This is a genomic window from Pseudomonadota bacterium, assembly GCA_022361155.1.
GTDB lineage: Bacteria > Myxococcota_A > Polyangia > Polyangiales > JAKSBK01 > JAKSBK01.
Genome location: JAKSBK010000402.1, coordinates 1 through 12,134, shown reverse-complemented (window position 1 = coordinate 12,134; position 12,134 = coordinate 1). Strand labels below are relative to the sequence as shown.

General features: G+C 65.8%; 10 protein-coding genes. 4 read left to right on the top strand and 6 right to left on the bottom strand.

The window, feature by feature from the left end; all coding sequences use genetic code 11:
• Positions 1-374: c-type cytochrome (locus tag MJD61_15700; protein MCG8556711.1), on the top strand; the 374-nt coding region annotated here is incomplete at its 5' end.
• 89 nt (positions 375-463) lie between these two features.
• Positions 464-1,765: an aminotransferase class V-fold PLP-dependent enzyme gene (locus MJD61_15695; protein ID MCG8556710.1), complete on the top strand. Its 1,302-nt coding sequence runs from the start codon at positions 464-466 to the stop codon at positions 1,763-1,765.
• Between the two features lie 188 nt (positions 1,766-1,953).
• Here MJD61_15695 and MJD61_15690 read toward each other — a convergent pair whose 3' ends face one another.
• From MJD61_15690 to MJD61_15670, 5 genes are all read right to left on the bottom strand, one after another.
• Positions 1,954-2,373, bottom strand: coding sequence for a hypothetical protein (locus MJD61_15690; GenBank protein ID MCG8556709.1), 420 nt, complete (start codon positions 2,371-2,373; stop codon positions 1,954-1,956).
• Positions 2,374-2,627: 254 nt separating this feature from the next.
• Positions 2,628-5,249, bottom strand: a complete 2,622-nt coding sequence (locus tag MJD61_15685) for a prolyl oligopeptidase family serine peptidase (protein ID MCG8556708.1) — start codon at positions 5,247-5,249, stop codon at positions 2,628-2,630.
• A 194-nt stretch (positions 5,250-5,443) separates the two neighbouring features.
• Positions 5,444-6,820 carry a dynamin family protein gene (locus MJD61_15680; protein MCG8556707.1) on the bottom strand — a complete coding sequence of 459 codons (1,377 nt, stop codon included), beginning with the start codon at positions 6,818-6,820 and terminating at the stop codon, positions 5,444-5,446.
• Between the two features lie 40 nt (positions 6,821-6,860).
• Positions 6,861-7,736 carry a tetratricopeptide repeat protein gene (locus tag MJD61_15675; protein MCG8556706.1) on the bottom strand — a complete coding sequence of 292 codons (876 nt, stop codon included), beginning with the start codon at positions 7,734-7,736 and terminating at the stop codon, positions 6,861-6,863.
• A gap of 7 nt (positions 7,737-7,743) precedes the next feature.
• The gene (locus MJD61_15670) at positions 7,744-8,487 is read right to left on the bottom strand and encodes an OmpA family protein (GenBank protein ID MCG8556705.1); all 744 of its coding nucleotides are present in this window, start codon (positions 8,485-8,487) and stop codon (positions 7,744-7,746) included.
• A 112-nt stretch (positions 8,488-8,599) separates the two neighbouring features.
• On the opposite strand from MJD61_15670, the gene MJD61_15665 reads away from it, so the two are divergent.
• Positions 8,600-10,015: an MATE family efflux transporter gene (locus MJD61_15665; GenBank protein MCG8556704.1), complete on the top strand. Its 1,416-nt coding sequence runs from the start codon at positions 8,600-8,602 to the stop codon at positions 10,013-10,015.
• On the opposite strand, the gene MJD61_15660 is transcribed toward MJD61_15665, so the two are convergent.
• Positions 9,975-11,123, bottom strand: a complete 1,149-nt coding sequence (locus MJD61_15660; GenBank protein MCG8556703.1) for a hypothetical protein — start codon at positions 11,121-11,123, stop codon at positions 9,975-9,977. The genes MJD61_15665 and MJD61_15660 overlap by 41 nt on opposite strands.
• 97 nt (positions 11,124-11,220) lie before the next feature.
• Between MJD61_15660 and bioB the strand changes: the two genes are divergently transcribed.
• Positions 11,221-12,134, top strand: a 914-nt coding sequence (gene bioB, locus MJD61_15655) for a biotin synthase BioB (GenBank protein MCG8556702.1), incomplete at its 3' end; no start/stop codon positions are given.

Genomic DNA, 12,134 nt, shown 5'->3' with positions numbered 1-12,134 from the left:
GCATGGAGGCGTTGCGGGACTGGCTGTTTGCGCTCGAGCCCAAGCCCGCGCCTCGTTCGCAGGCCGATCCGGCGGTCAAACGCGGCGCCGGGCTCTTCGCCTCCGCCGACCTCGCCTGCGCTACCTGCCACTCGGGGCCGAAGTTGACCGATAACTCGAGCCAGGATGTGGGTACGGGGCGTCCAGGCGAGCTCTTTCAGGTGCCGTCGCTGCGCGCTATCGCCTACCGTGCACCCTTCATGCACAACGGATGCGCCCAGAGCCTGAAGCAGCGCTTCGATAAGGCCTGCGGCGGTGGCGATAAGCACGGTCGCACCTCGCGGCTCTCGCCCGCGCAGCTCGACGATCTGGTAGCCTACCTCGAGTCGCTGTAAGGGGCTCGCCGCTACCACCGGCAGCCTTGCTCAGCCAAAGGCAGCGGCCACCGAACGTTGCGAGGCGTCCAGTGCGAGGCATCGAGGACATGCATGGAGCAGCGCTGCGACGTCGCGAATTCATCGAGCAAGCGGCGGCGGGTGTGCTGCTGGGGGTAGCCAGCCGCGCGCGGGTCGCCAAGGCAAACGAGAGGGTCAGGGGAGCGGATGCCAGGCGTCTGGCGCGGGACGAGACCTACTGGAGGGAAATACGCCAGGCGTTCAGCGTGAGCCGGAGCGTGATCAACCTGAACAACGCGGGCGTCTGTCCCTGTCCGCGCATCGTCACCAACGCGGTGGTGGACCACATCTGGGAGCAGGAGAAGGTGCCGCCGCATACAGCGTTCACGACGCGAGGGCCGCGCATGGAGGTGGTTCGAGCAAAGCTGGCGAGGCTGTTCGGATGCGGCGCCGAGGAGATCGCGATCACGCGCAATGCCACCGAGTCGCTGCAGATAGTGCTGCTCGGCGTGCCGCTGGCGCGCGGCGACGAGGTGCTCACGACGACGCACGAGTACTGGGCCATGCTGAACGCGCTGGAGCAACGTCGCCGCCGCGACGGAATCCGGGTCAAGAAGGTCGATGTGCCGGTTCCGCCCCGTTCCCCAGGGGCCCTGGTCCGGCTTTTCGAGCGAGGCCTGACGGACAGGACCAAGTTGATCCTGGTGTCTCACCCCGTCAACCTCACGGGTCAGCTGTTTCCAGTCAAGCGCATTTGTGAGCTCGCTCATGCCCGCGGTATCGAGGTCATCGTAGACGGCGCGCAGTCGTTCGGACAGCTGGATTACAAGCAGGCCGACCTCGGCTGCGATTACTTTGGCACCAGTCTGCACAAGTGGCTCATGGCGCCCAAGGGTACGGGCATGCTGTTCGTGCGCAGGAACAAGATCGAAAAGACCTGGCCGCTCCTGCCTGCATCGCCCGACCTGATCGACAACGTGCGCAAGTTCGAGGCCATCGGCACCGCACCTGCGACTCCGCTCGCTATCGGTGAGGCGATCGCCTTCCATAACGGGATCGGTGCCAAGCGAAAGGAAGAGCGCTTGCGCTACCTGACGCACTATTGGGCCAAGCGTTTACGCGCTCTTTCGGGAGTGCGCCTGCACACTTCGCTGGACCCTCGGATGAGCTGCGCCATTGCGACGCTGCAGATACGGGAACTGCCGCCGGCTGCGATCGTCGAGCATCTATGGCAAAAGCACCGGATCCTGACCGCGAACGTGTCCAAGCGCGTGCCGGCGCTCAAGGGGGTCCGCGTGAGCCCGAGCCTTCACAACACAATCGAAGAGCTGGATCACTTCTGCAACGTGATGGAAGGGATCGCGCGCAGGGGTCTGCCGGCGGCGGGCTGACGAGGTTCGCGGTACCTGTTCAGGCCCCAGTCAGTCGGGTCTTGCTATACTCCAAGCGTGGGTGCTTCGTGCCAGCACGTGTGCGGACGACCGTAGCTGTATGGAGCCTATGGCTGATCGCGGTCATCAAGCCATGTCCGCCAGGCTACACGTGCGACGACAAGGATCAGGTGTGCAAGTAGCTCTGCTCACATGCAGGGCTGAGCCTTTTGGTGCAGGAACTTCGTGCGGTCTACGCAGCCCAAGTTCGGATCCAGCGGCGTGAAGTCGATACCGCACATGCCGTTCATCATGCAGCAACCCGCAAGCCCAAACGTCAGGCCCTGTACGAGCGGTTGGCAGACGTCGCTCTGCGTGCCGGGCTGGCCGCGAGCTGCGCACTCGGTCGCGCCGTGGAATTCGAAGCCACATTCGTTCGCTGCTGTGCAACACGGCTCCAAGCCGTCTCTGATCGCAAGCTCCGAAACGGTGCATGGATCGCACGACAAGCCACTGCCTGCGCCGGCTCCACCGCTTCCCGCGGGAATAATACCCTGCGGGCCTGAATCTCCACCGCATGCGGCTATCAGCGGGAACATTACGAGCTGGTGGCAAAGCGGTACGCGCATGATCGACCTCTCTTTGTGCAGACCCCGTTCTCTTGTTGCGTGAACCTCGCTCGCGCCCGTCCTCCAAGTTCTGCATAGGCCCGGCGCACGGTGAGTCAAGTCCGCCATCTGCACTTTGTGGAGACTCCCGGAGCTCGACAAACCGCCTGCAAACCGAAATCGATCAAGTGTGCAAATCCCACCTTTGATCGCACCCGATGGTGCAGCAGGCAAGACGGCCCGCACGAGGATCGCCCGAGCAGCCGCTCGGGGACTCAGCGCCGAGACTTTCGCAGGGCCGCGGGCTTGTGCTTGTCTGGGTGGGCGCGTTTGGCGCGAGCGCTGCTGCGTGCGGGCGCGTGCCTGACATGCTTGTCGAGCCAGTCGAAGGACTCCGCCAGCACGTGCAGTACCGACTCACGTGCCCGGTAGCCGTGCGACTCGTGGGGCAGAAGCACGAGGCGAGCGGTACCCTCGAGGCCCGAGAGCGCGTGGAAGAGCCGTTTCGACTGCAGCGGAAAGGTGCCGGAGTTGTTGTCGATCTGGCCGTGGATCAAGAGGATGGGTTCGTTCAGCTTCTCGGCCGAGAACAGCGGCGACACGCTCACGTAGGTGTCGGTCGCGGCCCACAGGGTCCTGCGCTCGCTCTGAAACCCGAAGGGCGTGAGCGAGCGGTTGTAAGCCCCCGAGCGTGCGATGCCGGCACGGAACAAATCGGTATGCGCAAGCAGGTTGGCGGTCATGAAAGCCCCGTAGGAGTGACCCGCGATCGCAACACGGTCGCGGTCGATTACGCCGAGCTTGTCCACCGCCTCGATGGCCGCTTCGGCCGCCGCGCTGATTTGAAGCACGAACGTGTCGTTCATCGTCTCGGGCTCGCCCACCACCGGCATGGCCGCCCGGTGAAGCACGGCATAGCGCTGCGTGAGGAACATCAAGGGCGAGGTTCTGGCGAGGCGAGTGAAGCGCGTGGGCGCTGCACGTACCTGTCCTGCCACGCTGCGATCCTTGTATTCGCGCGGGTAGGCCCAAACCACGAGCGGATGCCTGTCCCCGGGCCGGTGGTCCGGGGGAAGATACAACGTCCCTGAAAGGGGGACGCCGTCCTTGCGCTTGTAGCGCAAGAGCTGCTTGCTGATCGTGCTCAGCTTGGGGTGAGGATGCGGAAACGAAGTGAAGGCCGTGCGATGGTCCCCTTGCCACAGGTGGTAGTTGGGGGGTTCGCTGGGGGTCTCCTTGCGCACGATCCAGCGCGTTGGGTCGTCTTGGACCAGACCCACGACCTGGGCGTATGCACCCACGGGCGAACGAAACAGGCGCGTGGTGTGCCCGTCCTGGAGCCGGCATTGGTCCAAGAAGGGACGGTCGCCCTTGGGGCTGGCTCCCTTGCCGCTCAGCAGGATCCGTCCTCGGTCTACCTTGACCGCGTGCTGGCCGTTGGCCAGGCGCGTATACAGCGGCATACCGGGATCCCTGTAGCGGTCGTGTACGGAGCGATCGAAGAGCACGTGTGCGAGATCGGGCCGGTTCAGGTCTCGCAGCACCGTCGTGGTCCAGCGCCGATCACGGTCGTAGTCGCTGACCAGGTACTGCCCTTCGGTTTGCAGCCAGGCGACCCGCGTTAGGCGCTGAGGCGCGCGTGCGATCTCCGTGGCATCCTCGAAGGGGGCTTGCATGCGCATCAGCCGATCGCGATGCGCGACTTTGGTGTTCGGGTCGCCGCCGTCGAGTGCCTCGCTCCAGATCAGGGCGGCTTGCGCGGTTGGCTGCCAGTGCGCAGCCCGCATGCCGGTGGTCACGCCTTGGATCGGGACCTCCTCGGCCTTGGGCAGCTGTGCCAGCACCTTCGGTCTTCCGGGCCCGACGAACGGCCAGAGCTCGTAGCTGCGCGCAAAGCGATAGTAGGGAACCACGCGCGAGAACGGTCTCTTTATCCGCTGCACCAGGACATGCTCGGCATTCGGCGCCACATCCGCCTGCGTGAAGATGCCGGCATCGCCCAAGGCGCGGCTGCTTCCGTCCAGCTCGACCACGAGCAAGCGACTGCGCGCATGGTATTCGAAGAGCAGCTCATCGAATTCGTCCTGCAGCAGGTCCTGGTAGGTGCGGTTGGCGGCCTTGCGCCCCGACGTCGTGGAGACGATCGGCCCGATCGGCTGGCTCGGGCGCGTTGGGCTTGGACCGCGCTCTTGCGGCCGCGCCCAGACGAGCAGGCCGTCGCCCTTGGGCAGCCACACAAACCCTTCGGTCAGCGTGGCGTTCAGCGGCCGGTCGAGGACTTGTTTGGCGTGTCCGCTGAGCGCATCCGCCACCCAGAGCTTGACGCCGTCGTCCGCGGTGATCGTAAACGCGACGTGGGTGCCCCGAGGGGACCAGCTCGGAGCGCTCAGCTGGCTGCCTTCGGGAACACGGACGGCCACCTGCTTGCCATCCAGCACGTTCTTCAACCGGATCGAATCGTAAAAGCGCGTGCGGCGACGCTGCCCGTAATCGGGATCGATCCGCACCCCGGCCAGACGCAGCATTGGACGTGCCAGCAGCCTGATCGGAGGCAGCGCGGGGTAGGAAGCAATGGCCGCCCGCGTGTGCGCGTGGTCGAAAACCACCGAAGGGGTTGGGTCAGCGTCCACGATCTGGACCACTTCGGGTGCGGGCACGCGGTACGTCGACTTCAGGGTCGGCGCGCTCGCACGCGGCGATCCTTGCATCTTGGGGGTCGGTTGTGCTGTTGGTTGCGCCGGGTGTGCCTCGACGCCGGGCTCACGTTGGCTGCCGGAAGGGTCCTGGCATCCGCCGCACAACCCGAGCCCAGACCAGACGGCCACGAACAGGCTCGTGGCGGGTTTGGAGATCCCCGGCCGCGCGAGTCTCGTGATGGACGAATGGCTTACCGGCATCGCTTTGTCCCTGCCGCCCAGGACGGCCACGACTCCTTAGGGCCCGCGGAAGAATAACTCGTCTGTATCGCCGAGGGCCGGGCACCGTTGGCAAGGCGCATCGACGAGGAATATTGGGGATATTTGGAGGAGGCGCAACATAGCCAGCGGTGGTCGGAACCGGTGAGATGGATGAGTTATTCTTCCGCGGGCCCTTAGCTTGCGGGCCGCTCTGCGCCGCCGCTCAGGAAATCGCTGGCATAGGCGCGTAGCTCGGGTACTTGTTCGTCGAGGATCTGGGAGATGCAGCGCAGCTCGTAGCTGCGCAGGCGAGGCGGGTGAGCACCCTGGGCGAGCAGAGCGCGGTTTACGCGCTCGCGGCCAGCCTGCCACAGGGCGCGCAGGTCGTCGGCTTCGTCGTCCAGGGCCAGCTCGCGCGAGAACGCGCGCTCGAACAGAGCCTCGAGCGATAGGGTCTTCTGGCGCGCACGTCGCTGCCAAACGTGCACGCCGTACGTGCCGGCACAGGCAGCGGCGGCCACGAGCAGCAAGCCGGTTATCCACTGCCAGCGCGTCTCGCCAGCCCAGGCATAGGCTGCGCTGATGGCGAGCACTGCCGTCAGCGCGATGGCGCCTCCGGCAAGCCAGGTGTGCAGCTTGTGCTTCAACCGTTCGCGGCTCAGCTGGGTCAGCACTTGTGTGTGCAGGCGCAAGCGCCGGGTGTACTCGTACAGATGGCTGATCACGTTGTCGAGCCGCCTGTAGGGAGCCCGCTGCACCTCGGCCGCCACCTCGTCGAGCGAGCGATCGAAGTCGGCAAGGGGAATGCTCTTGGCCGGCACGGGACGTTCGACGGAGGGCAGGTAGGTGTTGTAGACGTGCGGCAGATCCTTGCGCGGGATGGCCTTGGCAAGGTTCCAGCACAGGGCACCGTAGGCGCGCGCAAAATCGCGCATGGTCGTGAAGCGATCGACCTTGTTGAAGATCAACAAAAGCTTGTGATCCTGGCCCGTGAGCGCGTGCGTGAGCACCTGCAACGTCTCACCGGTGGTACCTGGCTTGTCCGGGTCGAAGAGCAGCAGGATGACGTCGGCGCGTTCGGCGAACCAGCGCACAACCGCCGAAAAATCGTAGCCGCGGTCGATCTTGGCGTCCGCGGAATCGATCATCCCGGGCGAGTCCACCAGCGCGATCCCCTGGAGCTTGGGGTTTTGGAGGCGCCTCATGCGCAGGTGGCTCGTGAGCTGAGGCCCGAACTTCTGCAGGTCGCCCCATGGCAAGTCGGGATCGGTGACGATAGCTGCGCCGTCGCGATCCTCGACCTTGTCACCATGGGCAAGGATCGTGAAGCCGTCGTCGATGGGCGCGATGCCTGTACGCTGCAGCTGCTCGCCCGTCAGGTGGTTGATGAACGAAGACTTGCCCGAGGAGTGGTTGCCCAGAAACAGCACGAGCGGAGTGCCCGATGTCTGCCCAGAGGGCGAGGGTTCGAAGTCGAAGCGAGCGGCGATAGGATCGAGCATGCCCTCGTAGAGCTCGCGCACTCGGCCTTCTATCTCGACAAAAACCTCCGGGTCGGGCGCCTGCTTCATGTCCGCGCGCAAATCACATCGCGAGCCAGCGAATCGAGCACTACGACGTGCAGTAGCCGCCCTTGGCGCGCTGCACCTGGCGCTGCAGCTGCTTGGCCTGCTGCAGCAGGGCTTTGCGCGGCCGGCGCTTCAGCAGAGCAGCCAGCGCGTTCTTGGCGTCGGTGCACGCATGCAGCTGCCAAAAAGATTCCGCCATGCCGTAAAGCGCATCGTCGATCACGTTGCTCTTCGAGTGATTCTTGATGATCTTTTGGAACTCGCCCAGGGCCGTCGCAGGCCGGTGGGCACTCAAGTAGCTCAGGCCGATCCAATACTGTGCGTCGTCGACTTGGTCGTCGTCGCTGTAGCGCTCCATGTACGCTCTGAACAGGGCGCGTGCCACCGAATGCTCGTTGTTCTGAAAGGCCCTGTAGGCCTTGGTGTAGTGGGCAACCTTGTCCTTGGGGATCTCCTTCTCGTCGATCGGCATATCGAGCCCCGCCTTGCGTGCGACCTTGTCGAGACGCTGCTCGAGCTGCCCTCGCATGCTCGCCGCTTCGCGTGCGGCGTTGTCGATGTGATGCATGGTCTCGGCCAGCTGGCCCTCGACGGCGGCCAGCTGTTCCTTGAGCTGCTGGACCTCTGCGCCCACATCGGCGTTGTTGCGCCTGAGCACGGCGGTAGCCTCGTCGAGGACCTGTTGCAGCTGCGTGATCTGGGTGGCGAGCCGCTCCTGCTCGGACACCAGCCCGGCCTCCAGCTTGCTGATGCGCTGGTCGAGCGCCTCCAGGCGCTGCGCGTGGGTATCCGTGCTCTGGCGCAGCAAATCCCCCTCGCCACGCGTCGTCCACAAGAAGCATCCGCTCAAGCACCAAGGCAGCAGCAGCAGGATCATGAGCCCACCCGGCGGCCTCGTTTCGAACCGACGCCTCGACACGGGGCTCTCAGCGCGCGTCGAAATCAACCCGGCGATCCTCCGCCCAGCTCGATTCATCCATGCCCCGCGCCATCTCTTCGCCCATGGACGAAGTCGTGATATGGGCGTCGACGCCAAACGACTGCAGGTACTGCCTGGCCGAGCGAGCCCGCCGATCACCGAGCGCCAGATTGTACTCCTCGGTGCCGCGAGGATCGGTGAACCCGGTCAGGTGCACGTTCCGGTAGCCTCGCGTACCCAGGCAGCGAGCGTTGCTGCTCAGACGATCACGGGTGCCGGCCGTGAGCTCGCTCGAGTCGTAGTCGAAGTACACCGACTGCACCGAGCAGCGCGGCTCTTCGGGCGGGGGCGGCGGTTCGGGCTCGGGATCGGGCGGCTCGAGCTTGTCGATGCATCGGCCGTCGCTGCACTCCTGTCCGTGTGCGCAGTCACCGTCGCCGGCGCAATAGCCCTCGATGTCGTCGCAGCGTCCTCCGCTGCACTCCTGGCCTGGACCGCAGTCGCCGCTGTCCCTGCACTTCTGGCACATTTTGTTCACACAGAACTCACCCTTGTGGCAGTCCTTGTCATCGTCGCACTTGGGATAGTCCGGCCCGCAGGCTGCCAAACCAAAAACCAGGCTGGACAGCAACGCCATGGTCGCCGAGCTGAACGACCCGGCGGGTCTGAGCCATGCCGCCGGCGCGGCGGCGAACGTGATGTCAGCGGATTGGCTGTCTTGCCTCGGTCGAGCCCTCAGTTGTGGTTGCACGGTGCTTCCCTCTCGTAGGCTTGCGAGTTGACCCTGGAGCGCGTGGAAGCTGAGCTAGTCCAGCGCCTTGTGCTTGTCAACGGCATCCGTCGTCCGTACAGTGCGGCCGCTCGTGACCACAGCCGCAGCCAGCCGTGCTGCCAAGAGCATTTTCGTTTCGGCTGCCGACACGCGCCGGATTCTGTTCCTGGCCGTGCCCGCGATGTTGGCCTTTCTCACGCAGACGGCCGTCAACATCGTGGACACGTGGTTCATCGGGCAGCTCGAGGAGCCGGCTCGCAGCAACGGCCAGGGGATGCTGACCCACGCGCTCACGCTGCTCTGGGCTGTCGGAGGGTTCTTCTCCGCCATCTCCGTGGGCACCCAGGCGATGGTAGCGCGGCGCATGGGCGAGCAAGCCAAGAGTGCGGCGGGCGCTGTCTTGCTGAACGCGAGCACCCTGGCTGCAGTAGCCAGCCTCGCGGCTGCCATAGCGTGCTGGCTCGCGATCCCGAGCATGTACGAATACCTGTCGGACGACCCCAACTACATCGAGCTCGGCGTCGATTACACCCAGTGGCGCTTCGTGGGCGTGACCTCGATGGTCGTCACCGCGGCCTACAAGGCGTTCTACGATGGAACGGGCCGGACCTATGTGCACTTCGTGGCCGCGGTGGTGATGAACATCGTCAACCTGCTCCTGTGCTACGCACTGATTTTCGGCAACTGGGGGTTTTCCGAGCTCGGCGTCAAGGGTGCCGGCGTCGCGGCTGCTGTTGCCTCCTGGGTCGGCCTCGGGGTCATGATCGTGTTCACGTTGCGGCCGTCCGATCGGCGGATCTATCGCCCTTACCGAGTACGGCTGCTCTCGCCGGGTATGGTGCGTGAGCTGGCGCGGATCTCGACGCCGTCGGGTGTGGCCACCACGGTCGTCATGACCGGATTCTTCGTCTTTCGTCAAATCGTACAGCACCTGGATGCCGACTACCTGCAGCGGGGAGGCACCGAGGCCGTCTACGGAGCCGCCACCACCATCATCATCAACGTGCTCAGCGTCAGCTTCTTCTCGTGCATGGCCTTCGGGGTGGCCACCGCCACGCTGGTCTCGCAGAGCCTCGGAGCGCGCGACCCCGATGGCGCCGAGCGCTACGCCTGGAGCAGCGTCAAAATAGGCGTGCTGGCCTTCAGCATCGTCGGGGCGCTCGAAGTCGCGTTTCCGCAGGCGCTGATCGCCGTATTCAACGATTCGGAGGAAGTGATCCGCGTGGGGACTCCTTCGATGCGCTTGGCCGGGGCCTGCGGTCCGCTGATCGCGGCGGGCATGATCCTGACCCAGGCGCTTTTCGGGGCCGGCGATACGCGCTTCGTGATGATGGTGGAGTTCGCGCTGCATCTGGGATGCATGGTCCCGTGCGCGTACCTGTTCGGCCTCACGCTCGAAGGGGGGCTTTTAGGCGTGTGGAGCGCGGCCGCCACGTACGCGCTGCTGCTGACCCTCGTCATGGCATTCAGGTTTCGGGGGGGCTCGTGGAAGCGGATCCGGATTTAGCCCGCGGCTGCTCGCGGGCGATCAGTGCTCGCGCGAGCAGGATCATGCCGAGCACGAGCATCAGCAGCCGGCCGGGCGCACGGGGCGCGTACCCGGCCGAGAGCAACAGCGTCATCCCCATCCCGGCCTGCACGCGCACCCGCTCGCAGCTGAGCAGGGCTGCCAGGGCCCCGCCTATGCCTATACCCAGGGGCACGACGTACAGCCCGACTGCCGAGTCCAGAAACCAGGCCACGCGCTGCGCGTGGTACAGCAGCAGCCGATAGTCGCGGCCGAATTGGGCCTGGGCCATGTAGGCGGCCGTGCCCGCCAGCCCCGCGAGAACACCGCCCGCGCCGACCGCAACGCGATCGCGCCAGCCGCGACCGCGCGGAACGAACAGCACGGCTGCGGCTACCAGCAGCGCCAGGTAGCAGCACTCGCCAAGGCCTCGAAGCACTTCATAGGCCCCGAGCGCTTGTGCGCTGAGCTTGCGGCGACCAAACAGCTCCGTGACCTGTGCCAGCAGCGAGAAGCTCGCCACCAGGGCGGCCCCGCCGGCGACCACACGGCTCATGGGGCGCTCCACCTTGCGCAGCGCGATCATCATGACCAGCACACCGAGGACGTTGGCGGCGCCGGTTCCGAAGCGGACGAGCTGCCCTATGGAGCCCACATACTGGGGCCCGACCGCGGCGAAGGCCCCCGTGGCGAGAAACATCGCCCCGAAGCAGGCCAGCATCACGCGGCGAAGCAGGTTGGTGTGGCGATCGCTCCGAACGAACACCACCAGGCCGGCAAGAATTGCGGCGACCGCCGCGACGGCACAAAGATTGCTGGCAAAGTCGCCCCAGCGATGGGCACGCAACAGCAGACCGTGCTCGACGCGGCCGCTCAGCGGGGGCAGCACAACCCGCTTGAGTGCCAGGTCCACGAAGGCCGCCACGGTCGCCAGGGCACTCAGCACAGGAGCCTGAGCCAGGTCGGCGACTCCGTTTGCGGCCAGGCGCGCTCGCCAAGGCAGCCGCCGCCCAGCCTTCGGCCCTTCCTCCGGTGCCTCCCCCGGCCCTTCCTCCCGCTCGCGCAAGACCTGATCCGAAGCCTGTGCGTCGCTACGCCCTTCATTCATGAAGGCCCGCCGACCCCTGGCGCTGGCACGCTGCCGGAGCAGGCGCGGTGACCGCTCGACCTGGCGCGCGTCCCCTGGTATCGATGGCGTCTAAGTGATGGAAGCCCGACACGACTGGACCCTCATACAGGCCAAACAGTTGTACACCAAATCGCTGCCGGAGCTGATCCACTCTGCGCAGCGCGTGCATCGTGAGCACCACGATCCGACCACGGTACAACTGTGCAGTCTGTTGTCGGTCAAAACAGGCGGCTGCCCGGAGGACTGCAGCTACTGTCCGCAAAGCGCACACCACAACACCCACGTCGGGTCCGAGCGGCTGCTCGATACCGCCGAAGTACTGCGCAGGGCCAAGCAGGCCCGCGCCGGCGGCGCGACCCGCTTCTGCATGGGGGCTGCCTGGCGCGAGGCGCGCGACGGCCAACAGTTCGAGCGCATCCTCGACATGGTGCGGGGCGTCCGGGCGCTCGGTATGGAAGCCTGCGCCACCCTGGGCATGCTGAGCGACGCGCAGGCCGAGCGGCTCGCGGACGCCGGATTGACCGCGTACAACCACAACCTGGACACCTCGCGCGCGTTCTACGGCGAGATCGTAACCACGCGCACCTACGACGAGCGTCTCGCGACGCTTCAGCGCGCGCGCGATGCGGGGATCTCGCTGTGTTCGGGCGGGATCATCGGTATGGGCGAAACGGTCGACGACCGTTGTCGCTTGCTCGTGACGCTGGCCAACCTCAGGCCGCAGCCCGAGAGCGTGCCCATCAACGCGCTGGTCGCGGTCGAGGGAACGCCGCTCGCCCGCCGGCCACCGGTGGACCCTTTGGATCTCGCGCGCATGTGCGCGACAGCCCGGCTCATGCTGCCCGAAGCCCGAGTCAGGCTGTCCGCGGGTCGAACCGCCCTGAGCCGAGAGGCGCAGGTGCTGTGTTTTCTCGCCGGAGCCAACTCGATCTTCTACGGCGACGGCCTGCTCACCACGCCCAATCCCGAGCAGTGCGAGGACCGGCGCCT